The sequence below is a fragment of the Nonomuraea bangladeshensis genome, assembly GCF_039529455.1.
Taxonomy (GTDB): domain Bacteria; phylum Actinomycetota; class Actinomycetes; order Streptosporangiales; family Streptosporangiaceae; genus Nonomuraea; species Nonomuraea bangladeshensis.
Genome location: NZ_BAAAMV010000002.1, coordinates 270,930 through 293,688, shown reverse-complemented (window position 1 = coordinate 293,688; position 22,759 = coordinate 270,930). Strand labels below are relative to the sequence as shown.

At 74.4% G+C, this 22,759-nt stretch carries 21 protein-coding genes; 9 read left to right on the top strand and 12 right to left on the bottom strand.

The window, feature by feature from the left end; genetic code table 11:
• Positions 1-45: 45 nt before the first annotated feature.
• The 6 genes from ABD292_RS05460 to ABD292_RS05435 are packed head-to-tail and all read right to left on the bottom strand — an operon-like array spanning position 46 to position 6,705.
• Positions 46-1,506: an FAD/NAD(P)-dependent oxidoreductase gene (locus ABD292_RS05460; protein WP_344205702.1), complete on the bottom strand. Its 1,461-nt coding sequence runs from the start codon at positions 1,504-1,506 to the stop codon at positions 46-48.
• On the bottom strand, positions 1,490-1,990 hold the full coding sequence (locus ABD292_RS05455; RefSeq protein WP_344205700.1) for a (2Fe-2S)-binding protein: 501 nt from the start codon (positions 1,988-1,990) through the stop codon (positions 1,490-1,492). Before ABD292_RS05455 ends, ABD292_RS05460 begins: the two co-directional genes overlap by 17 nt.
• The gene (locus ABD292_RS05450) at positions 1,987-3,141 is read right to left on the bottom strand and encodes an NAD(P)/FAD-dependent oxidoreductase (RefSeq protein ID WP_344205698.1); all 1,155 of its coding nucleotides are present in this window, start codon (positions 3,139-3,141) and stop codon (positions 1,987-1,989) included. Before ABD292_RS05450 ends, ABD292_RS05455 begins: the two co-directional genes overlap by 4 nt.
• Entirely contained in the window at positions 3,138-4,457 is a 1,320-nt protein-coding gene (locus ABD292_RS05445) for an aminopeptidase P family protein (protein ID WP_344205697.1), read from the bottom strand. The genes ABD292_RS05450 and ABD292_RS05445 overlap by 4 nt, the downstream gene beginning before the upstream one ends.
• Entirely contained in the window at positions 4,450-5,739 is a 1,290-nt protein-coding gene (locus tag ABD292_RS05440; RefSeq protein WP_344205695.1) for an alpha/beta fold hydrolase, read from the bottom strand. The genes ABD292_RS05445 and ABD292_RS05440 overlap by 8 nt, the downstream gene beginning before the upstream one ends.
• 54 nt (positions 5,740-5,793) lie before the next feature.
• On the bottom strand, positions 5,794-6,705 hold the full coding sequence (locus ABD292_RS05435) for an SDR family oxidoreductase (protein WP_344205693.1): 912 nt from the start codon (positions 6,703-6,705) through the stop codon (positions 5,794-5,796).
• 119 nt (positions 6,706-6,824) lie between these two features.
• On the opposite strand from ABD292_RS05435, the gene ABD292_RS05430 reads away from it, so the two are divergent.
• Positions 6,825-7,400 (top strand): TetR/AcrR family transcriptional regulator, encoded by a 576-nt coding sequence (locus ABD292_RS05430; protein WP_344205692.1) that lies wholly within the window; start codon positions 6,825-6,827, stop codon positions 7,398-7,400.
• A gap of 55 nt (positions 7,401-7,455) precedes the next feature.
• Here ABD292_RS05430 and ABD292_RS05425 read toward each other — a convergent pair whose 3' ends face one another.
• From ABD292_RS05425 to ABD292_RS05415, 3 genes are all read right to left on the bottom strand, one after another.
• Positions 7,456-9,156: an RICIN domain-containing protein gene (locus tag ABD292_RS05425; protein ID WP_344205691.1), complete on the bottom strand. Its 1,701-nt coding sequence runs from the start codon at positions 9,154-9,156 to the stop codon at positions 7,456-7,458.
• Between the two features lie 276 nt (positions 9,157-9,432).
• Positions 9,433-9,822, bottom strand: coding sequence for a VOC family protein (locus ABD292_RS05420; protein WP_344205689.1), 390 nt, complete (start codon positions 9,820-9,822; stop codon positions 9,433-9,435).
• Between the two features lie 73 nt (positions 9,823-9,895).
• The gene (locus ABD292_RS05415; protein ID WP_344205688.1) at positions 9,896-11,182 is read right to left on the bottom strand and encodes a glycosyltransferase family 4 protein; all 1,287 of its coding nucleotides are present in this window, start codon (positions 11,180-11,182) and stop codon (positions 9,896-9,898) included.
• A gap of 276 nt (positions 11,183-11,458) precedes the next feature.
• On the opposite strand from ABD292_RS05415, the gene ABD292_RS05410 reads away from it, so the two are divergent.
• Positions 11,459-11,812, top strand: coding sequence for a peptidase inhibitor family I36 protein (locus ABD292_RS05410; RefSeq protein ID WP_344205686.1), 354 nt, complete (start codon positions 11,459-11,461; stop codon positions 11,810-11,812).
• 130 nt (positions 11,813-11,942) lie between these two features.
• Positions 11,943-13,595, top strand: coding sequence for a RecQ family ATP-dependent DNA helicase (locus ABD292_RS05405; protein ID WP_344205685.1), 1,653 nt, complete (start codon positions 11,943-11,945; stop codon positions 13,593-13,595).
• Here ABD292_RS05405 and ABD292_RS05400 read toward each other — a convergent pair.
• Both ABD292_RS05400 and ABD292_RS05395 read right to left on the bottom strand, forming a co-directional pair.
• Positions 13,592-13,768 (bottom strand): hypothetical protein, encoded by a 177-nt coding sequence (locus ABD292_RS05400; protein ID WP_020547771.1) that lies wholly within the window; start codon positions 13,766-13,768, stop codon positions 13,592-13,594. The two genes, ABD292_RS05405 and ABD292_RS05400, sit on opposite strands and share 4 nt — an antisense overlap.
• Positions 13,769-13,789: 21 nt before the next feature.
• Positions 13,790-13,981, bottom strand: coding sequence for a hypothetical protein (locus ABD292_RS05395; RefSeq protein ID WP_344205682.1), 192 nt, complete (start codon positions 13,979-13,981; stop codon positions 13,790-13,792).
• Between the two features lie 486 nt (positions 13,982-14,467).
• On the opposite strand from ABD292_RS05395, the gene ABD292_RS05390 reads away from it, so the two are divergent.
• Positions 14,468-15,085 (top strand): SEL1-like repeat protein, encoded by a 618-nt coding sequence (locus ABD292_RS05390; protein WP_344205681.1) that lies wholly within the window; start codon positions 14,468-14,470, stop codon positions 15,083-15,085.
• Between the two features lie 3 nt (positions 15,086-15,088).
• Here ABD292_RS05390 and ABD292_RS05385 read toward each other — a convergent pair whose 3' ends face one another.
• On the bottom strand, positions 15,089-15,829 hold the full coding sequence (locus tag ABD292_RS05385) for a GntR family transcriptional regulator (protein WP_344205680.1): 741 nt from the start codon (positions 15,827-15,829) through the stop codon (positions 15,089-15,091).
• Positions 15,830-15,903: 74 nt separating this feature from the next.
• Between ABD292_RS05385 and ABD292_RS05380 the strand changes: the two genes are divergently transcribed.
• From ABD292_RS05380 to ABD292_RS05360, 5 genes are all read left to right on the top strand, one after another.
• Positions 15,904-17,394: an amino acid permease gene (locus ABD292_RS05380; protein WP_344205679.1), complete on the top strand. Its 1,491-nt coding sequence runs from the start codon at positions 15,904-15,906 to the stop codon at positions 17,392-17,394.
• A 2-nt stretch (positions 17,395-17,396) separates the two neighbouring features.
• Entirely contained in the window at positions 17,397-18,830 is a 1,434-nt protein-coding gene (locus tag ABD292_RS05375) for an FGGY family carbohydrate kinase (protein WP_344205677.1), read from the top strand.
• Positions 18,830-20,200 carry an NAD(P)/FAD-dependent oxidoreductase gene (locus ABD292_RS05370; RefSeq protein ID WP_344205676.1) on the top strand — a complete coding sequence of 457 codons (1,371 nt, stop codon included), beginning with the start codon at positions 18,830-18,832 and terminating at the stop codon, positions 20,198-20,200. Before ABD292_RS05375 ends, ABD292_RS05370 begins: the two co-directional genes overlap by 1 nt.
• A complete protein-coding gene (locus ABD292_RS05365) occupies positions 20,197-21,435 on the top strand; it encodes an NAD(P)/FAD-dependent oxidoreductase (RefSeq protein WP_344205674.1) in 1,239 nt (412 codons plus the stop codon). The genes ABD292_RS05370 and ABD292_RS05365 overlap by 4 nt, the downstream gene beginning before the upstream one ends.
• 94 nt (positions 21,436-21,529) lie before the next feature.
• Positions 21,530-22,759 (top strand): cytochrome P450, encoded by a 1,230-nt coding sequence (locus tag ABD292_RS05360; protein ID WP_344205672.1) that lies wholly within the window; start codon positions 21,530-21,532, stop codon positions 22,757-22,759.

The following is a 22,759-nucleotide window of genomic DNA, read 5'->3' as shown; positions in this document are numbered from 1 at the left end:
GGGGCGACGTCGTTCCCGGGCCCCTGGCCTCCGGACGGGCCGGCGTCAGGAGCCGCCGCCCTCCCCCGCCGCGTCGTCGGCCAGCGCGGCGAGCTCGCCCAGCGTCACCGGGGCGGCGATCGGGCGGGTGGACATCGGCCGCAGGTCGTCGGCGGTGCTCTCGCGGCCGCTCAGGCACGCCGCGATGCCCGCCGTGGCGAAGCCGCACACCCGGCCCTGGCACCAGCCCATGCCGGGCCTGGCCAGCATCTTCAGCGTACGGGGGTCCGCGGCGCCCAGCTCGGCGTGCGCCGCGCGCAGCTCGCCGTACGAGACCTCCTCGCACCGGCAGACCAGCGTCGAGTCCCGCAGCCAGCCGGTCCACGCGGGCGGCACCGGGTAGGTGCGGTGCATGGCGGCGGCGAAGCGGCGTCCCCGGACGATCGCGGTCCGCAGCCGGACCATCAGCGCCGGGTCGGCCGGCCGGCCCAGCGAGCGGGCCAGGGCGAGCGCGCTCAGGCGGCCCTCCTGCCCGGCCAGGGCCGCGCCGCCGACGCCGGTCGCCTCTCCGGCCACGTACAGGCCGGGGACGCTGCTGCGCTGCAGGGCGTCCACGGACACCACGAGCGAGCCGTCCACGTCCTTGCGGGCGGCGGCGCCGAGCATGAGCGGCAGCTCGATCGACGGGGTGAAGCCCCAGCCGAGCGCGACGAGGTCGGCGCGGATCTCCTCGGCCGGTCCGTACGGGCGGCCGTCGCGGTCCACGCGGGCGACCCGGACCGCCTCCACGCGGTCCTCGCCGAGGATCTCGGTGACCGCCGTCCTGGTCCGGTACGGGATGCGGTGCCGGGCCATGAGCGCCGCGTACTGGAGCGCCTCCAGGCCCTTGGCGGGAGCCGAGGCCGCGCGCGCCGGGTCGCGCAGCCAGCCGAGGGTGGCGTTGGCCTCGACGACGGCCGCCACCTCGGTGCCGGCGCGGGCCAGGCCGGTCGCGACCGGCAGCAGGAACGGGCCGGTGCCGGCGACGACGGCGCGCCGGCCGGCCGCCGTGCGGTGGCCCTTGAGCAGGGCCTGCGCGCCGCCCGCCGTCATCACGCCGGGCAGGTCCCAGCCGGGGACGGGGAGCTGGCGGTCGTAGCCGCCGGGGCAGAGGATCAGCGCGTGGGCGGTGACCGTGGCCCCGGTGTCGCCCGGCGCGCCGGCCGCCGGGGTGGTGCGGAGGGTGAAGGCGCCGTCGGCGGCGCGGGTGATCAGCCAGACCTGGAGGCCGGGGAGGTGGCTGATCAGGCCGGCGGCGGACAGGGAGCGCAGGCGGGCGCGCAGGGCGGTGAACGTCCGCAGGTCGTGGTGACCCGCGCGGTCGGCCGGGCGGGCGTGGCGCTCGTCGTAGTGCCGCCAGTACTGGCCGCCCGGCTGGGCGGCGGCGTCGACGAGCGCGACCCGCAGCCCGGCCTCGGCCGCCTGCACCGCCGCGGCCAGCCCCGCCGGCCCGGCCCCGACCACGGCCACGTCATGCTGACGGCGCATGCCCACCTCCCGCCTCGCCACCGTCGAGGACCCGGTCCTCAGAGGCAGGGCTCTTGAAGGTGGAGCCACCGACGGCGGGACCTTCAGGGGCAGGGCTCCCAAGAATGGGGCCGCCGAAGGCCGGGACCTCAGGGCCGGGGCCGCCGGCGACGGAGTCGCCAGGAGCCGGGACCTCGGGGGCGGGGGCCTCGGAGGGGGCCTCGGAGGGGGCGGGGGCTTCGGCGGGGGTGTCGGCGGGGGTGGGGGTGTCGGTGAGGTGGAGGCCGTCGGCGGCCGGGGTGAGGCAGGCGCGGCGGTCGGGGATGCCGTTCACCGTGATGAGGCAGTCGAAGCAGACGCCGATGCCGCAGAACAGGCCGCGCGGCCGGCCGCCCTTGCGGGTGCTGCGCCAGTCGCGGATTCCCGCCGCGACCAGCGCCGCGCCGACGCTCTGCCCCGGCTCGGCGGGCACGACGGCCCCGCGGAAGGTCATGCGGTACGTCAAGAGAGCACCTCCTCGGGCTCTGGGAACCGTTCGGGCGCGAACGGCTTGAGTTCCAGGTCGGGCCGCTCACCGATGAGGGCCTGCGCGATCAGCTTGCCGGTGCCCGCCGACAGCCCGATGCCCGCCCCCTCGTGCCCGCAGGCGTGCCACAGGCCGGGCGCCCGCGGGTCGGGCCCGATGACCGGCAGGTGGTCGGGACAGTAGGGGCGGAACCCGAGGTAGGTCCGCATGACGCGGACGTCGCGCAACATGGGGAACAACGCGATCGCCTTGCTCGCCAGCGCGCCGATCGCCGCCGTGGACACCGTGCGGTCGAAGCCGACCCGCTCGCGCGAGGCGCCGATGAGGATCGTGCCGCTGCCGGTGCCCTCGACGACGGGCGAGGTCTGGAGCGCGGCGTCGGAGCTGGCGACGTCGCCGACGTACTCGGCGGCGTACACCTTGTGCCGGATCGTACGCGCCGGCATGGGCTGCGTGACCAGCACGAACCCGCGCCGCGGCAGCACCGGCACGTGCACCCCGGCGAGCGCGGCCACGTCGCCCGCCCAGGTGCCGGTGGCGTTCAGCACCGCGCCCGCAGGCAGATCGCCGGCCGTGGTGCGCACGCCCGTCACCCGGTCGCCGGCGCGCAGGAACCCGGTCACCTCGGCCCCGGTGCGCACCCGCGCGCCGAGCCCGCTGGCCAGGCGCAGCAGGTGGGCGACCACGAGCATCGGCTGCACCTGGGCGTCCTGCGGGTAGAACGCGCCGCCGCGCAGCTCGGGCGACAGGTGCGGCTCGTACCCGCGCAGCTCGTCCCCGGGCACGTCGCGCACCTCGACGCCGTGATGGCGCTGGTGGACGGCGAGCTCGCGCAGCGCCGCGACGCTCGACTCCGATCCGGCGACGACCAGGCCGCCCTTGGACTCGAACTCCCACAGCCCGGCGTGCTCGGCCAGGTCCTCGCGCCACACGCGCTGCGCGTACAGGGCGAGGTCGAGCTCGGGCCCGGCCTCCTTGTCGGAGACGAGCAGGTTGCCCTCGCCGGCGCTGGAGGTGCCGCCGGCGATGGCGCCGCGCTCCACAACGACCACCCGCAGCCCGGCCAGCGACGCGAAGTACGCGGCGGCGGCGCCGACCACGCCCGCGCCGATCACCACGAGATCGGTCACGCCTGCGCCATCCACTTCTCGATGCCGGCCGCATCCAGGGGCAGCGCCTCCGACAGCACCCGCGCGCCGCCGGGGGTGACCAGCAGGTCGTCCTCCAGGCGGACGCCGATGCCGCGCAGCTCGGGCGGCACGGTGAGGTCGTGGGCGTGGAAGTACAGTCCGGGCTCCACGGTGAGCACCATGCCGGGCGCGAGCACGGCCCCGTGGTAGGTCTCCTCACGGGCGCGGGCGCAGTCGTGCACGTCCAGGCCGAGGTGGTGGCCGATGCCGCACACCAGGTAGCGGCGGTGGTGCTGGCCGCCGTCGGACAGCGCCTCGTCCACGGAGACCGGCAGCAGCCCCCAGTCGGCCAGGCCGTGCGCGATGACCTCCATCGCGGCGTGGTGGAAGCCGGTGAAGGGGCGGCCGGGCCGGACGGCGGCGAGCCCGGCCCGATGCGCCCGTTCGACCAGGTCGTGGACCTGCCGCTGGGCGGGGCTGAAGCGGCCGGAGGCGGGGAAGGTGCGGGTGACGTCGGCGGTGTAGTGGCTGATCGCCTCGACGCCCAGGTCGAGCAGGAGCAGCTCGTCCGGCAGGACGGGGCCGTCGCAGCGTTCCCAGTGCAGGGTGGCCGCGTGCGGGCCGCTGCCGACGATGGAGGCGTAGCCGGGGCCGTTGCCGTAGGCGCGGGCGTACCGGTCGAAGGTGCCCTGGAGCCACCGCTCGCCGGGGCCCGCGACGGCGGCGGGGATCTCGCGGACGACGGCGGCGAAGCCCTCGACCGTGCGGTCCACGGCCTGGCGGAGCTGTTCGGCCTCCCAGTCGTCCTTGTGCATGCGCAGCTCGGCGAGCACGCGCCGGGCCTCGGCGTCCTCGCCCGGCTCCAGGTCCAGCTCGGCGAGCGGCCGGACCGGCACGCCGAGCGCCCGCGACCAGTCGTCCAGGCCGGGGGCGGCGCCGACCCACAGCTCGCCGTGTCGGGCGTCGCTCCAGAAGCGGGGGTCGCCGGGGTAGGCGGGGGGCGGCGCGTAGAGGGTGGCCTCGCCGTCGCGCAGCACGACGACGGCGTCCTCGATCGCGCAGCCGGTCGTCCAGACGAAGTCGCTGTCGGCGCGGAAGCCGTAGGTGGTGTCGTTGCTGCGGACGGGGGCCCGCCCGGCGGCGAGCACGACGGTACGGCCGGGCAGCGCCTCGGCGAGCCTCGCCCGGTGCGCGGCGGCGGCCTCGGCCGCGCCGGGGACGACCGGCGGGGTGCGGTCGGGGACGTCCCAGCCGGTGTTCATGTACGCGGTGAACGCCGGGATCTCGCTGAGCCTCGGCGGCCTGCCCTCACGCATCGGCGATCTCTCCTCCCATGTCGCGGACCAGTTCCCTGAGCCGGCCGAGGACCCGGGGGTCGCCGACGCCGTCGTGCTCGTACTCGTTGGTGACCCAGCACCGGGCGTTGCCGATCCGGGCGGCGGTGTCGAGCTGGAGGTGGGCGTCGACGTACATGTCGTCGTAGTAGACGGCGGCGGCGAGCGGGACCTCGCTCGCGGCCAGCCGGTCGTGGTCGTAGAGCGGCGGCCACTCGGTGCGGGCGGCGAGCAGCTCGACCGCGCCGCGGAAGGGCCGCAGCTCGGCGATCTCCTCGAACATCCAGGGGTAGATCATCTCACCGGTGAACAGCAGCGGCCTGGCGTCCTCGGCGAAGCGCGGATGCCGGGCCCGCTCGGCCTCGGCGGCCCATCCGGTGGGGCCGGGGCCGTGGCCGTAGATGCTCTCCTGGAGCGCGGCGAACAGCGGGTTGTCGCTGAAGGAGGTGCGGGCCAGCACCTGGTGCAGGAACGTCGCCGACAGCTCGTCCCCGCTGAACGCCTCGTCGAGCAGGTAGTGCATGCGCTCGTAGCCGGGTTTCATGCCGAAGTCGAGGCCGAGCGACTGCAGCCGCCGCACGGTCAGCGGGTCGCCGTCGGGCAGCCGTACGTCGCCGGCGGCGAGCCGGTCGGCGACGCGGGCGGCCGTGGCGGCGTGCTGGGGGTAGCGGCGGTAGAACTCCTCGTTCTTGGCCTGGACGCGGGGATAGGTGCGCCGGTATACCTCGGCCGCGGACGGGTCCAGGCCGGGCAGGCCGCCGGTGACGTAGCAGGCGCTCAGCCCTTCCGGCGCGTTCGACAGGTACGTCAGCGTGAGGAACCCGCCGTACGACTGGCCGAGCGTGCTCCAGCGCCGCCCGCCGAAGAACGTCCGGCGTACGTGCTCGTGGTCGGCCACGATGGCGTCGGCCCGGAAGCAGGCGAGGTGACGCGCCCCTTCCTCGGCGGTGGCGAAGGCGCTCATCCGGCGGCCGTCGACCCGGGTGCTGCGACCGGTGCCGCGCTGGTCCATGAGGATCACCCGGTGGGTGCGCAGCGCCTGGCCGAGCCAGCCGTCCGCGGCGAGCGGGCGCGGCCCCTTACCGCCGGGGCCGCCCTGCAGGTAGACCAGGCCCGGCAGGTCCTCGCGGGCCCGCTCGGGGTCCACCAGCTCGCGGAAGAAGATCTCGATCTCGCCCCGCGACGGGTCGGACCAGTCGAGCGGCACGGCGGTCACGTGCTCGCGTACGAGGACGCCCGGCATCAGGTAAGTAATGTGTGGCATTGCACTGAACATTAAAGCCAGGCGCGGCGGCTGCCAAGGGCCGCCACCCGCGAATCAGCGGAAGTAGTGCCCCTCGTCGAGGTCGGCGAGCAGCCCCTGCCGTACGGGCCGCCAGCCGAGCAGCTCGCGGGTCAGCTCGCTGGAGGCGGGGGCGTCCGCGGCGGCGAAGTCGCCCAGCCAGCCGAAGTGCGCGCCCGCCTCCTCGGCAGGGATCGAGGCCACCGGCAGTCCCAGGTGGCGGCCGAGCACCTCGGCGATCGCGCGGAACGGCACCCCTTCCTCGGCGGCAGCGTGCAGCACCGACCCCGCGGGGGCCCGCTCCAGCGCCGCCACGAAGAGCGTCGCGACGTCGAGTCGGTGCGCGGCCGGCCACCGGTTGGACCCGTCGCCCACATAGCCGGCCACGCCCTTGTCGCGGGCGACGCCGACCAGCGCCGCCATGAAGCCGTAGTCCCCTTCGCCGTGCACGGTCGGGGGCAGCCGCAGGACGCTCGACCGCACGCCCCGCTCCGCGAGCGCGACGGTGAGCCGCGCGGTCTCCCGCCGGCCGGCGGGGCCCGCGGGCAGGTGGTCCGTGGGCGGGTCGTCCCGCTCGGTGGCCAGCCGGCCGGGCAGCAGCCCCAGCAGGCCGGAGGCGAGGACGAACGGCCGCCCGGAGCCCGCCAGCGCCTCCCCCATGACCTCGACGGCGCGCCGGTCGGCGACGGCGGCGGCCTCGAAGTCGCCGCTGAAGGCGAGGTCGTGCTTGAAGGCGAGGTGGATCACGCCGTCGGCGGCGGCGGAGGCGTCCCGCAGGACGTCGAGGTCGTCGAGGGCGCCCCGGCGGACCTCGGCGCCGGCCGCGGCGAGGGCGTCCGCCGACGCGTCGGACCGGGCGAGCCCGATGACCTGGTGTCCCGCGCCGATGAGCTCGGGAACGAGGGCGGATCCGATCCAGCCGGACGCGCCGGTGACGAAGACACGCATGAGAAGGACCTCCGGGAGAGCAGGCGGGCAGGCTGACGCCGCCGCCGACTGATGTCAGTTGCTGTCATCACGAGCATAGCCCGCGATGTCAGTGACTGTCATCAACTATGATCGGGGGCATGGGGCGATGGGAGCCGAACGCGCGCGGCCGGCTTGAGGAGGCCGCGCTGGAGCTGTACGGCGAGCGCGGATACGAGCAGACGACGGTCGCGGAGATCGCCAGACGCGCCGGGCTCACCGAGCGCACGTTCTTCCGGCACTTCGCCGACAAGCGCGAGGTGCTGTTCGGCGGCGGGACGCTGCTGGAGGAGCGCCTGACGGCGGCCGTCGCCGCCGCGCCCGAATCGGCCGGGCCGCTGGAGGCGGTCGCGGCGGCCCTCGACGCCGTCGGGCCGCTGTTCCAGGAGCGCCACGAGCGCTCCCGCAGGCGTCAGGCGATCATCCTCGCCCACGCCGAGCTGCGCGAGCGCGAGCTGATCAAGCTGGCCACGCTCGCCAGGGCGCTCGCCGGCGCGCTGCGCGAGCGCGGGGTCGGCGAGCCGGCCGCGAGCCTCGCCGCCGAGGCGGGCATCGCGGTCTTCAAGATCGCCTTCGAACGCTGGGTGGGCGAGCCCGGCGAGGCGGACCTGCGGCAGGTGATGCGGGAGGCGTTCGCCGAGCTGAGGGCCGTGACGGCGGGCGCGCCGGGCCCGTGAACGCGAGCGCCACCCGCCCGGATGCTTCCGGACGGGTGGCGGGGGGAAGGCCGCGCTAGAAGGTGACCGGGACGCCGCCGAAGCTCACGACGAGCCGGCCGTCCGAGGCGAACGACCAGCTCAGCGTGCCGCTGTAGGACGAGCAGCGCGAGCCGTTGGAGCCGCTCCAGAACTGGTTGGAGCTGTCGGAGTTACCGACGATCTTGTCGTTGCTCCCGCTGCCGCTGCGGCAGGAGGTGTTGCCGCGGAACACCGAGGTGCCGCCGTCGAAGGAGAAGTTGCGCTCGGTGTTGTCGATGCTCACGTTGTCGGAGATCGTCATGGTGCCGAGATTGCGGTTGTAGGTGAAGCCGTGCTTGCCGTTGCGGTAGGCGATGTTGCGGCGGATGACGTGGTTGACGGAGATGTCCTCGCCGCCGAGCTTGAACCCGTTGCGGTCGCCGTTGCCGGCCTGGCCGCCGTTGCTCAGGGTGCCGTTGTTGTAGGCCAGGGAGTCCTCGATGGTCACGACGCCGATGGGGCCGGTGTCGGTCTTGGTGTAGAGGTCCCAGCCGTCGTCGATGTTGTTGCGGGACACCGCGTAGCGGAAGACGTTGCCGGAGCCGACCGTCAGCTTGGCGGCGAAGCCGTCGGCGTCCTCGCCGTCGGAGTCGGCGTTGTCGTGCGACAGGACGCTGAGCATGAGGTTGTTGGCCGGCCACTGGCTCTGCGGCGTGTCGGAGGCGATCCGCGAGAGCTGCAGGCCGGTGTCGCGGTTGTAGCGGGTCGTGGTGCGCTCGATGATGTTGTTGCTGCCGCCGACGAAGATGCCGTTGTCCCCGGCCCGCTCGACGACGATGCCGTAGACGTGCCAGTACGACCCGTTCACCGCGAGCCCCCGGTTGGCCGGGTCCTCGCTCTGGGCCGAGAAGTTCAGCACCGGGGTCTCGCCCGGGTAGGCCGACAGCTTCTTGCGGGCGCTGGAGGTGCCGTTGTTGCCCGCGGCGATCGTGACGGTCTGCGCGTAGGAGTAGGTGCCGCCGCGCAGGTAGATGGTGCCGCCGGCGGCGATGCGGCCGATCGCCGAGGTGAGCGTCGTCGGGTCGGACTGCGTGCCGGTGGCGCTGTCACGGCCGCTCGGCGAGACGTACAGGGTGCCGCTCGCCGGCGGGGGCGTGGTGGTCGGGGTGGTGGTGGGGGTGGACGTGGGGGTGGACGTGGGGGTGGACGTGGGCGTCGGGCCGCCGCCCGCGGGGCTCAGCGTCCACTGCTTGGTGGAGACGGAGTCGCAGGAGTTCTGCTGGAGCAGGGCGCCGGAGGAGGTGGCGTTGTCCTTGACGTTGAGGCACTTGCCGCCGTTGGCGTTGACGACGCGGTAGTTGGCGCCGGAGGCGGTGAGCTGCCAGGTCTGGGAGGTCGCGCCGGTGCAGCTCTCCTGCTGGACGGGCTTGCCCGCGCTGGTGGAGGCGTCGCGGACGCCGACGCACTTGCCGCTGTGCCGGGCGGTGAGCCGGTAGGCCGAGCCGCTGGCGGTGAGGGTGAAGACCTGTCCGTCCGCGCCGGTGCAGGAGGTCTGGCTGAGCTGGACGCCGTCTCCCGTGGCGGCGCCCGGGACGGTGGCGCACAGGCCGCTGCCCGCGTTGACGAGGGTGTAGGCGCCGTCGGCCGGCGCGGCCGAGGCGGGGGTGCCGAGGACGGCCACCAGGCCGCCCGCGGCGAGGACGCCGGCGGCCAGCACGACGGCCGCCCTCCGTCCGGAGAAATGGTTGTTGCGCACGTCCGGCTCCGTTCGGTCGGTTCGAGGCATGGCGCTGCACAGCTCTCAAGGGGGGGAGTGCCAACCGGTTGCAGTCACAGTGACGTTACATGGCGGAAACGTCAATACATCCAGGTAAAACTGCAAACGGCGCTGGGCGTTCTGGCTGGCTGCGCGAAGATTTCTGCAACAACCGATTGCAAGAATCCTGCAATCAGGGCCCTTTTCGACAGGCGGACGCGGGCATGGGAAAGCCGGACGGGCAACCGCCCGCCCGGCCCGTCATGCGGAGGGCCGTCAGTCCTCCCAGCGCTGGGCGTTGCCGTCGTGGAGGGCGCCGGGCGGCTCGGGGACGACGCAGAACCGCAGGCCGGCCGGATCCTCCATGATCCACCAGCGGCCGTCCAGGTGCCTGACGCGTTTGGCGCCCAGACGCTCCAGCCGGGCCGTCTCGGCCTCGACGTCGTCGGTGTGGAAGTCGAGGTGCACCCGGGCCGGCCCCTCGTCCAGACGCTGGAGCAGCAGCCCGAAGTCGCCGCTGCCCAGCATGGCGCCGTGGAACTCGGGGAAGGAGGGGAAGTTCTCCAGCGTGGCCCCGGTCGCGGCCTGCCAGAAGGCGAGCTCGTCGGCGTGGTGGCGCTCCTCGACGTCGATCACGATGCGGCAGAGCTTGCTGTAGTGCGGCACGTCTTCCTCTTTCTGATCAGATTGCGCGATCAACCGGACCGTACGGGGAGACGCCGAGGGGAGGCAAAGCGGCTCACGCGCCGCGGCCGGCCCCCGCCGCCTCGGCGTAGACGGCCAGGGTGGCCTCGGCCGTGCGGTCCCAGCTGAACCGGGCCCGTACGTGCGCCGCCCCCCGCTCCCCCAGCCGCCCGGCGGCCTCCGGGTCGCCGAGGCACGTCAGGAGGGCGCCCGCCAGGTCGTCCGGCGAGTCGCGGACGCAGCGGAGCGCCCCGTCGCCGACGACGTCCGGCGAGAACCCCGGCCCGACCACGACGGGCCGGCCGAGCGCCATCGCCTCGACCGCGACCAGCCCGAACGGCTCGTACGTCGAGGGGAACACGCACACGTCGGCGGCGAGGAAGCAGCCGAACACCTCCTCCTGCGGCAGGAAGCGGTGACTCGCGGTGACCCGCCCGGCGACGCCGGTCCGCTCGATGAGCCGGGCCACCGCGGCGTCGTCGCCGCTGTGCGGCGGCTGCCCGCCGACGAGCAGGACGCGCACGTCGTCGTATGTCTCGGCGACGCGCGGCACGGCCCGGACGAGCGTGCCGACGCCCTTGTGCGGCGACGGCCGCCCGACGAACACGATCAGCCGGCCCTTCCCGCCGGGCAGGTGCCGCGCCCGCACCTCGGCCCGCAGCCGCTCGCGCTCCCGCGCGGGCAGTGCGGCCAGCCGCAGCAGGCCGGGCTCCTCGAAGCCGTGCGGCACGACCCGCAGCCGCGCCGCGGGCCAGCCCCGGGCCAGCAGCTCGGCGCGTACGCCGGCGCTCGGCACCACGACCAGGCGGGCCAGCCGGGCCGTCGCAGTCTCCAGGGCGTCGAGGACGGCGGTGAACAGGGAGCGGCGGGCGCCGGGGGCGTCGTTCAGCTCGCGGGTGTGGACGTGGAACACCATGGGCAGGCGGCCGAGCAGCGCGCACAGGATGCCCGCCGGGCAGCCCATCCAGTCGTGCACGGCGACCACGGGCCCGTCGGGGCCGCGCCGCGCCCACGGCGGCTCGGCGCGCAGGACGCGGGCGGCGACGCGCAGGTTGTAGCCGAGGATCCCGGCGAACCTGGCCGCCCTGCGCAGCGGCGCGGGCAGCCGGGAGCTCCCTGCGGGGCCCCAGCCCATGACCGGCACCCGGCGGAGCAGCACCTCGTCCAGGCGTTCCGCGCGCCGCGCGCGCCCGCGCCGCGCGGCCGCGCCGTGGACGACGACGGGCGTGCCGCGCCCGCGCAGCGCCGCGATCAGCCGCTCGGCGTAGCGGCCGAGCCCGCCGACGATGTCGGGCGGCACCTCGGCGCAGACGACGTGGACGCGGCCGGGACGGTCGCTCATCGTGCGCCTCGCAGGTCGGCATGGGGGTGTCCGCTGACCGGCGTACGGGGCCGGTCGATCGAGCGGAGCGTAGCCGAGCGCGCCGGGCCGCGCCAAGCCCGTCGTTCCATAGCCGAGAGCGGCGGCTTTCGCCATGGCCCTCCGGATACTTCTCCGCCACCTGAAGTGCCCCCTCATGTACCACACGGGCGGATTCGAAGAGTGACGGCACTGTAACAGGATGTGACGGAGCCGGGCGGCGACCGCCGTCCCGGTCCCCCGACACGAGGAGACACCATGAGGACGTCCCACGTCACCCGCATCGCCGCCGCCTCCGCGGCCACGCTCGCCGCGCTGGCCGTCCTGGCCGCCCCGGCCGCCGCGGCCCGCGCGGGCGACATCTGCCTCTACACCGGCCGCAACTTCAGCGGGGCGAGCTGGTGCTGGAACCCGGGCAACGGCTACGTGGACGTGCCGCCCGCCCTGCACGACAACGTCGGCTCCTTTCGGGCGGGGGCGGACGGCTGCTTCATCAACTGGATCACGGTCCCCACCAGGAAGGAGACCCGCGTCGTCCGTAACGGCGACTACCGCACCGTCTACGACAACGACTTCGGCGCCAAGATCGACGCCGTGGCGCCGCAGTGCTGACCTGATCGCAGCGCTGACCTGATCGCCTGCCTGATCGCTTCCGTGGCGCATGGGCGGGGCCAGGCTGGGTACTGGCCCCGCCACCATGGCGGCGGGACCGGGCGAAGGGCGGGTGGCAGTGAGCCTGACGGTGGCGTTGAGGCATCGGTTCGGGCGGCGCGGCCGGCGGCTGCGGGCCGCGGCGCGGCGGCGGTTCGGGTGGGAGCGGCTGCGGCCGGGCCAGCAGGAGGCGATGGAGCACCTGCTCGCCGGGCGGGACGTGCTGCTCGTCATGCCGACGGGGGCCGGCAAGTCGGCCGTCTACCAGATCCCCGCGCAGCTCCTCGACGGGCCGACGGTCGTCGTCTCGCCGCTCATCGCGCTCCAGCGCGACCAGGTGGCGGGCCTGCTCAAGGCGGACGCGGGCGGCGCGGTGGCGGTCAACTCGACCACCTCCGTGGACAGCGGGCTGGAGCAGGTGACGGCGGGCGCGGCGGAGTTCGTGTTCCTGTCGCCGGAGCAGCTCGCCAAGGCGGAGGTGGTGGAGCGGCTGGCGCAGGCCCGGCCGTCGCTGATCGCGATCGACGAGGCGCACTGCGTCGCGGCCTGGGGCCACGACTTCCGGCCCGACTACCAGCGGCTCGGCCGGGTCATCGCCCGGCTGGGGCACCCGCCCGTGGTGGCGATGACGGCCACGGCCGCGCCGAACGTCCGGGAGGAGATCGTCCGCGCGCTCGGCCTGACCGACCCCGTGGAGATCGTCCGGGGCTTCGACCGGCCGAACATCGCGCTGGAGGTCCGCCGGTTCGTCCGCGAGGAGGACAAGAGCAAGGCGCTGGTCGAGCACGCCGCCGGGCAGGACGGCCTCGGCCTGGTCTACGTCGCCACCCGCAAGGACACCGAGCGGTACGCCGCCGCGCTGGCCGAGCGGGGGCGGCGGGCGGAGGCGTACCACGGCGGGATGAAGGCCGCGGAGCGGACCCGCGTCCAGGAGCTGTTCGCCTCCGGGGACCTGGACGTGGTGGTCGCGACGTCGGCGTTCGGGATGGGCATCGACCGGCCGGACGTCCGCTACGTGCTGCACGCCGCGCCGCCCGAGTCCCCTGACGCCTACTACCAGGAGATCGGCCGCGCGGGGCGGGACGGCGCGCCCGCCTCGGCGGTGCTGTTCTACCGGCCGGAGGATCTCGGCCTGCGCCGCTTCTTCACCGGCGGCCGGGCCGACGCCGAGACGCTGCTCCGGGTGGCGACCCTCGCCCGCGAGCACGCGGGGGCGGTGCCCGCGCGGGAGCTGGCCGGGCTGCTGGAGCTGAGCGCGTCCCAGCTCACCCGGCTGGTCAACCTGCTGGAGCGGGCTGGGGCGCTCGCCGTGACCGACGCCGGCGACCTCCGGTACGCCGATCCCGAGCTGCCGCCCGAGGAGGCCGCCGAGCGGGCGGCGGCGCTCGACGAGGCCCGGCACCACCTGGACCGGTCGCGGGTCGACATGATGCGCGGTTACGCGGAGACCCTGGGGTGCCGCCGCCGCTTCCTGCTGGCGTACTTCGGGGAGCCGTACGCGGCCGGGGCGTGCGGCTCGTGCGACACCTGCCGCGACGGCGCGGACCCGGAGCCGGCGCCCCCGGCGGACGAGGGGCCGTTCCCGGTGGGCGCGAAGGTGACCCACAAGACGTGGGGCGGGGGGACGGTGATGGGCCGCGAGCCCGACCGGATCACCGTGCTGTTCGACTCGGTCGGCTACAAGACGCTGGCGCTGAGCGCGGTCGATCACGTCCTGACGCCCGGCGGCGGCGACCCGGTCTAGGGGTCGCGCCTGCTCAGCAGCTTCGGCAGGGCCGCCAGCGTCGCGCCGCCGGCCCCGCCCGCGCCGAGCAGGGCGCCCGGCCACTCGGCGCCGGTGGCCAGGACGAGGGCGCAGGTGATCGCGGCGATCACGACGGTCACGGTGAGCGTGAGCAACTGGCGCGTGGTGAACATGGTCCTCTTCTCTGCAAGCGGTCAGGGGCGCTCGTCGGCCCAGAAGTCGATGAGCTCCTCGGGGGTGAGGTCCCCGGGGCGGCCGGCGGGAGGGGTCCGGCCCGTCGCCAGCACCCAGGTCGTCAGCAGCGTGACCAGCAGGCGCTCGTCCGCGAGGCAGGGAGCGTCGGCACGGTACGCGATGCTCGGCGGGCGGGCCGTGAGCAGTGGCATGGGCAGGGGCATGGGCGGCGGCCTCCCGGCGGGCGGTCGTTCATCGCGCCTCACCCTGCCGGTGCGGGAAAGCGTCCGGCCACCGGTCCAAACATGCCCGGACGGGGCCGTACAAGCCCGAAAATGAGCCGATCGGGCCCGCCGATATCCGCACTCATCCGGATTTATCCGGAATCATCCGGACGGAATAACAAAGAAACGTGCGGAACCACCTCTGAGACCTTTGAGGCGCTGATTGACCGGCGTGACTGTGGTGCCGAACGAGATGGAATTCGTCAATCATCGTGGGTTGCGAGGATTTTTCTGGAACTATTGCCGCACTCACCGACTCCGACCTCACCAGGGACGATGACTGACACCTTCCGGGCGGGACCGCATTCCGCCTTCATCGCTGCGCTCATAGAGTTGCGGGAAGCGGCCGGGCAGCCGAGCTATGCACAGATGCACCGATGGTCCCGTCTGCTGGACACGCCCAAGAAGCTCCCCGTGAGCACGCTCAACGACATACTCAACGGCAAGCGGGAGCGCCTGCCCGACTGGGAACTGGTCGCCTCCTTCGTGGCGGTCTGCCGGCGCCACGCCGAGAGCACCGGCCTGCCGCCCGGCTCTCTCGGCACCCTGGAGCAGTGGCAGGTCCGCTGGCGCGCCGCCCGCAGCGAGCCGGCCCGGCCGCGCGTCTCCGGCTCCTACGACCCCTACACGACGGCCCCCGACGAGGCTGAGCGGCGTACGACCAGGACCGTCGCGCGCCTGGTCCGGCTGGCGGGCGACGGCGACCCCGACGCGGCGTGCCGGCTGGCCATCATCGACCTGCTGACCGGCAAGGTCGCGGAGGCGCGTTACTGGATCCACGCGGCGGCCCGGCGCGGCCATCCGGACGCCCGCGCCCTCGCCGCCCATCCGCGGCCGGTCGAGCTCGCGGCCGGGCTGTCCTTCGCCTACGGGGAGGCGTGCGAGCAGGCGGGCCCGGCCAAGCTCGACATCGCCCGGTTCTACTACCGGCTCGCCGCCGGGCAGGACCATCCGGCCGCCGCCGAGCGCCTGCGCGTGCTGCGCGCCGTCCCGTTCGGCAAGCCGCTCCCCACTCGGGCGGACGGCGACTGAGGCTCAGTCGCCAACGGGCACGGGGATGCGCGCCTCGACCCTGAACGAGGCCCGGTCGGCGCGGTAGACGTCGCGGGCGAACTCGATGCACCGGCCCTCGGCGGTGTAGGTGCGGCGGGTCAGCAGGACGCCGTTGGAGGCGCTGCGCACCTTGAGCCGGGCGCAGGAGGCGTCGTCGATGACGATCGACTCGATGACGGCGGAGGCGTCCGTGGGGACGATCCCGTACTCGCTGCGCAGGACGTGCCAGAGCGAGCCGGTGAGCGGCTGCCCCAGCAGGCCCGGCGTGAGGGCGCTGGGGAAATAGGTGGTCTCCAGGGCGATCGGCTCGTCGTCGGCGAAGCGCAGCCGGTGCAGGGCGTGCACGGTCTCCTCGCCCGCCAGGTCGAGCGCCGCCCGCGCGGAGGGGGTGGGCGGGCGTTCCTCGGCCCAGATGAGCTGGGCGGACGGCCGCCGCCCGGCCAGGATGATCTCGTCGGAGAAGCTGCCGATGTGGAAGGGCACGCGGGGCTCGGCGACGAACGTGCCGCGCGGCGGCCTGCGGTAGACGTACCCCTCCTTCTCCAGGAGCGCGAGTGCCTGCCTGGCGGTCATCCTGCTGACGCCGTAGGTCTCGCTGAGCTCCCGCTCCGACGGCATGAGGGTGTGCGGGCCGAGCTTCTCGCCGGTGATCCGGTCACGGAGCTCCGCGGCGATCGTCACGTAACGCGGAGATGTTGCGGTCTTGTGAACTCTCGTCCCCATGGTTGACACCTTAGCCCGCCTGGACGGTACCTTGCGGTCTACACCAGATGGTATATACCAAGGAGGAGGTTGCGATGAGTGAACCAAAAACCGACAGCGACGAGCTGGCCCGCTTCGGCTACGAGCAGTCCTTCGAACGGCGGACGGGTAAGTTCGCGTCGTTCGCCGTGGCCTTCGCGTTCGTCTCGATCGCGACCGGCATCTTCACCACCTACGGGTCGGTCCTGAACTCCTCGGGACCGCTCGGCATCTGGACCTGGCCGATCGCGGTGATCGGCCAGCTCGCGGTGGCCCTCGTGATCGGCTCACTGGCCTCCCGCATCCCGGTGACCGGCTACGCCTACCAGTGGACGTCCCGCCTGGCCAACCCCGTGCTCGGCTGGATCATCGGCTGGATCTCGTTCATGTTCCTCGCGGTCGTGGTCGTGGCCGTGGACTACACGGTGGCCTCGACGGTGCTGCCCGTCCTGCTGGACTACACGGCGAACGGGTTCGTCACCTGGGCGGTCACCGCGGTGATCCTGCTCGGGCAGGCGGCGCTCATCGGCGGTTCGACCCGGCGGGCGGAGAAGGTCAACAACGCGGCCGTCTCGGCCGAGCTCGTCGGCATGGTGCTGCTCACCGTGCTGCTGCTCGTGGTGGCCGCGATCCGCAACGACATGGACTTCAGCAACCTGTGGAGCCACGGCGCCATCCCGGCCGAGGGCTACTGGAGCTTCGGCGGCCTCACCTCGGCGGGCCCGTGGATGCTGGGCTTCCTGCTGGGCGCGTTCACCATCGTCGGCTTCGAGTCGGCGGCCAACCTCGCCGAGGAGACCAACGACCCCGAGCGGGTGGTCCCGCGGGCCATGTGGCAGGCGGTGCTCGCCTCGGGCGTGCTGGGCTTCCTGTTCCTGATCGCGGTGACGCTCGCGGCCGGTGACCCGGTGGCGCTGGCCGCGTCGGGCACGCCGATCGCCGACGTCATCAAGAACACCCTCGGCCCGGTCGTGGCCACGCTCCTGCTGCTGCTCGTCGTGCTGGCGATCTTCGCCTGCGGCCTGGTCATCATGATGACCGGCACCCGCCTGACCTGGGCGATGTCCCGGGACGAGCGTTTCCCCGGCTGGCGGCAGTGGAAGCAGGTCTCACCGCGCTTCGGCACCCCGCTGCGTGCGACGGTGTTCTACGTGGTGCTCGCCGAGGTGATCCTGGGCCTGTTCTCGGCCTTCTCAGAGGACGCGCTGTTCACCCTGTTCGGCGCGGCCACGCTGCTGCCGGCCGTCATCTACGCCGCGACCGTCGCGCTCTACCTCACCAAGCGGCGGGCGCTGCCCGAGGGCGGCAAGTTCGACCTCGGCACGTGGGAGAAGCCCGTGCTGGCGGTGTCCGTGGTGTGGCTGGTGTTCGAGCTGGCGCTCTTCCGCGACGCCTCCTTCCGCGACGCCTGGCTCTACGTCCTGGTGATGGTCGTGATCGGCGCCGCCTACCTGGTGACGCTGCTGGCCACCCGGGGGCGCAGGGCGCTGGACATGCCCGACATGCACTCGATCGACGCCGCTTTCGCGCAGAAGGAGCAGAGCTGACGATGCACATCCTCGCCATCGACCAGGGCACGTCCGGGACCAAGGCCATCGTCGTGGACGCGGCTGGAACGGTCCTGGCGATCGCCGAGGAGGGCCTGCGGCCCCGCTACCTGGACGGCGGCGGCGTCGAGCAGGACCCCCGGGCCCTGCTCGACTCCGTCCTGACCGCCGGGCGGCGGGCCGCGGCCGAGGCCGGGGTGCCGCTGGACGCGGTCGCCCTGGCCAACCAGGGCGAGACCGTGCTCGCCTGGGACCCCCGCACTGGCGAGCCGCTGACCCCCGCCATCGTCTGGCAGGACCGGCGGGCCGAGCCGCTGTGCGCGGCGCGGGCCGCGCACGCCGGGCGGGTCGCCGAGCTGACCGGCCTCGTGCTCGACCCGTACTTCTCCGCGCCGAAGATGCGCTGGGTCCGCGACGAGCTCACCACCGAGGGCGTCGTGACGACCACGGACACCTGGCTGGTCCACCGGCTCTGCGGGGCGTTCGTCACCGACGCCTCCACCGCCTCCCGCTCGCTGCTGCTCGGCCTGGACGACGCCCGCTGGAACGACGAGCTGATCGAGCTGTTCGGGCTCGGCGGCGAGCGGCTGCCGGAGATCGTCGCCAGCGACGCCGTGGTGGGCACCACCAGCGCGTTCGGCCCCGAGCTGCCGGTGACCGGGCTGATCGTGGACCAGCAGGCGGCGCTGCTGGCCGAGGCGTGCCTGGAGGCGGGCACCGCCAAGTGCACGTACGGCACCGGCGCGTTCCTGCTCGCCCAGCTCGGCACCACGCCCGCGCGCTCGGCGTCCGGCCTCGCCACCTCGATCGCCTGGCGGCTGCGCGGCGAGACCCGCTACTGCGTGGACGGCCAGGTCTACACCGCGGCCTCGGCCGTGCGCTGGCTCGCCGACCTCGGGCTCATCAGCGGCGCGGGCGAGCTCGACGCCGTCGCGGCGCCGTCCGGCGACGGGGTGCTGTGCGTGCCCGCGCTCGCCGGGCTGGCCGCGCCCTGGTGGGACGCCGGCGCCACCGCCTCCTTCACCGGCATGACGCTCAGCACCGGGCGCGGCCACCTCGTACGCGCCCTGCTGGAGGGCGTCGCCGCGCAGGTCGCCGCGCTGAGCGAGCTGGCCGGGGCGGATCTCGGCGCGCCGCTGACCCGGCTGCGCGCCGACGGCGGCCTGACCCGCTCCCGCGTCCTCATGCAGGCGCAGGCCGACCTCGCGCAGATCCCCGTCGAGGTCTACCCGTCGCCGCACGCGACCCCGCTCGGGGCCGCCGCCTGCGCCCTGATGGCCCTCGACCCCGCGCTGGACCCGGCCACCGCCACGGGCGGCTGGCGGCCGTCGGCCGTCTACGAGCCCGCCTGGCCCGCCGAGCGGGCGGCCGGCTACCTGGAGCGATGGCAGGCCGCCGCCCGCGCCACCCTGTCCGCGAACCCTGAGGAGCAGTGATGATGACGTACGACGTCGCCGTGATCGGCGGCGGCATCGTCGGCTCGGCCATCGCCCGCCTGCTGGGCGGCGCCGACCTGTCGGTGGCGCTGCTGGAGGCCCGCGGCGACGTGGGCGACGGCACCAGCAAGGCCAACACCGCGATCCTGCACACCGGCTTCGACGCCAAGCCGGGCACCCTGGAGTCGCGCCTGGTCGCCCGCGGCTACCACCTGCTCGGCGAGTACGCCGCCGCCACCGGCATCCCGGTCGAGCGCACCGGCGCGCTGCTGGTCGCCTGGAGCCAGGAACAGCTCGACGCCCTGCCGGGGCTGCGCGACAAGGCCGCCCGCAACGGCTACACCGCCTGCGAGATCGTGGACGCGGCCGAGGTCTACCGCCGGGTCCCCGCGCTCGGTCCTGGCGCGCTCGGCGGCCTGACCGTGCCGGGCGAGTCCGTCATCTGCACCTGGACCACGAACCTGGCCCTCGCCACCGACGCCGTCAACCGGGGCGTGCGGCTGCTGCGCCACCACAGGGTCACCGCGGTCCACCAGGACGCGGACGTCACCCGGCTGACCACCACCGCGGGCGAGGTCACCGCCCGGTGGGTGGTCAACGCCGCCGGGCTCGGCGCCGACCGGCTGGACGCGCTCTTCGGTCACGACCGCTTCACCGTGACGCCGCGCCGCGGCGAGCTGCTGGTCTTCGACAAGCTCGCCCGGCCGCTCGCGCCCTGCATCGTGCTGCCCGTCCCGTCGTCGGCGGGAAAGGGCGTGCTGGTCAGCCCGACGATCTACGGCAACGTCATGGTCGGCCCGACCGCCGAGGACCTGGCCGACCGCACCGCCACCGGCACCTCCGAGCCGGGCCTCGCGTTCCTGCGGGAGAAGGCGGCCGCGCTCATGCCGGCGCTGACCAAGGAGGAGGTCACAGCCACGTACGCGGGGCTGCGGGCTTCCATCGGCCAGGACGACTACCTGATCGACCTCGACGCCGGGCAGCGCTACCTCCTGGTCGGCGGGATCCGCTCCACCGGGCTGACCGCCGGGATGGCGATCGCCGAGCACGTCGCGGGGCTGCTGGGCGAGCATCTGGACCTGGCCCAGCGGGCCGGGCTGCCCGCGCCGCCGCGCATGCCGAACCTGGGCGAGGCGTTCACCCGCCCGTACCAGGACGCCGCCGCGATCGCGGCCGACCCCGAGTACGGCCGGGTGGTGTGCTTCTGCGAGCGGGTCACGCGCGGCGAGCTGCGTGACGCCCTCGCCTCGCCGGTGCCGCCCGCCGACCTGGAGGGGCTGCGGCGGCGTACGAGGGCCATGAACGGGCGCTGCCAGGGGTTCTACTGCGGCGCCCGGGTACGCGAGATCTTCGAGGGGGAGACGGAATGACCGAGCGCGTGCGGGTGGCCGTGATCGGCGGCGGCCCGGCCGGGCTGACCGCGGCGGCCGCCCTCGCCCCGTCCGTGGCCGGTGACGTCCTGGTGCTGGAGCGGGAGGCGGAGACCGGCGGCATCCCCCGGCACAGCGACCACCCCGGTTACGGCATGCGTGACCTGCGCAGGTTCATGTCCGGCCCCGAGTACGCGCGCCGGCTGACCCGCTCGGCCCGCGAGGCCGGGGCCCGGCTGGAGACCGAGGCCATGGTGACCGGCTGGGCCGGTCCGCGCACCCTGGAGGTGACCTCGCCGCGCGGCCGGCGGCTGGTCGAGGCGGACGCGGTGGTCCTCGCGACCGGGGCACGGGAGCGGCCCCGGCCGGCCCGGTTCATCGCGGGCGACCGCCCGGACGGCGTCTACACCACCGGCCAGCTGCAGAACCTGGTGCACCTGCACCACCGCGAGGTCGGGCGGCGGGCCGTGATCGTCGGCGCGGAGCTGGTGAGCTGGTCGGCGGTGCTGACCCTGCACGAGGCGGGCTGCCGTACGGTGCTCATGACCAGCGAGTACGACAAGCCGGAGGCCTACACCGCGTTCCGCGTGCCGGGGCGGCTGGCCTTCGGCGTGCTGGTGCGCGCCCGCACCCGCGTGGTCGCCATCCACGGCAAGGGCCGGGTGACCTCGGTCGACATCGAGAACCTGGACACCGGGCGGCGCCACCGCGTCCCCTGCGACACGGTGATCACCACCGGCGACTGGATCCCGGACCACGAGCTGGCCCGCGCCGCCGGGCTCGACCTGGACGAGGGCACGCGGGGGCCGCGCGTGGACACCTCGCTGGCCACGAGCGTGCCGGGGGTGTTCGCGGCGGGGAACCTGCTGCATCCGGTGGACACCGCCGACGTGGCCGCGCTCGACGGCCGGCACGTCGCCGCGGCCGTGCTCGGCCATCTGGCCGGCGAGCCCGCGCCGGGCGGCGGGGTGCCGCTGGTCGCCGACGCGCCGCTGCGGTGGGTCGCGCCGCAGCTCGTCCGGCCCGGCGGCCCGCCGCCCTCGCGCGGCAAGCTGCTGCTGTGGTCGGACGCCTTCCGCACGCTCCCCCGCGTCACCGCCACGCAGGACGGGCGGGTGCTCGGCCGTGCCCGCCTGCCGTGGCCGGCCGCGCCGGGGCGGGTCTTCCGCGTCCCGTTCTCCCTGGTGGCGGGTGCCGACCCGGCGGGCGGGCCGGTACGTCTCTCGCTGGCCTGACCCTCAGAACGTGCACGACGTGCATGGATGCACGTCGTGCACGTTTGCCCTAGGGTGGCGGGCGAGACCTTGCCGCCCAGGAGAGGATGTGCTCATGACGACCGAGTCCCCCACCGCGATGCGGCGCCTGCTGCCCGCGGACATGGTGGAGCGGGGCGCCTGCCCGTTCGACCCGCCGGCCGGGCTGCGGGAGCTGCGCGGGAAGAGCGCGGTCCAGCCGCTGACGCTGGCTAACGGCGCGCCGGTCTGGCTGGTCACCGGCCTGGAGGAGGCGCGGGCCGTGCTCGGCGACACCCGCTTCAGCTCCGACCGGGTCCGCCACCCCGACGCCACGCGCCCCGGGCCCGCCGCGCCCCAGGTCGAGAGCCGCACCGACGGGATGTTCGTCTTCATGGACCCGCCGGAGCACACCCGGCTGCGGCGGCTGCTGACCGGGCAGTTCACCGTGCGGCGGATGCGGGCGCTGGAGTCGCGCATCCGCGAGATCGCCGTCGAGCACCTGGAGGCCATGCGGGCCGCGGGCACCGAGGCCGATCTCGTGCCCGCGTACGCGCTGCCGATCCCCTCCCTGGTGATCTGCGAGATGCTCGGCGTCGACTACGCCGACCGCGACCAGTTCCAGACCAACACCGCCATCGCCCTCAACTCCGACACCCCCGACGACGAGCGGGCCCGCGCCGGGCTGGAGCTGTACGGGTTCATCCAGAAACTGGTCGACGCCAAGAAGAGCGAGCCGGGCGACGACATGCTGTCCGGGCTCATCCACGACGCCGACCCGCCGCTGACCGACGCCCAGCTCGTCGACATGGCCCTGGTGCTGCTCGGCGCCGGCCACGAGACGACCGCCAACATGCTGGCCCTCGGCACCTTCGCGCTGCTGGAGAACCCCGGGCAGCTCGCCGCGCTGCGCGACGACCCCGACCTGCTGGACAACGCGGTCGAGGAGCTGCTGCGGTTCCTGTCGATCATCCAGATGGGCGTCAGCCGGGTGGCGACCGAGGACCTCACGATCGCCGGCGTGGACATCCCCGCGGGCGCCACGGTGATCATCGCCACGCCCGAGGCCAACCGCGACCCGCGTCACTGGGACGACCCCGACCGGCTCGACGTACGCCGCCGCCGGGTCTCGCACCTGGCCTTCGGGCACGGCGTGCACCAGTGCCTCGGCCAGCAGCTCGCCCGCGTGGAGCTCAAGGTCGGCCTGGGCGAGCTGCTCACCCGGCTGCCGGGCCTGCGCCTCGCCGTGCCGGCCGACCAGGTGCCGCTGCGCAACGAGATGCTGATCTTCGGGGTGCACTCCCTGCCGGTGACCTGGGGCCCCTGA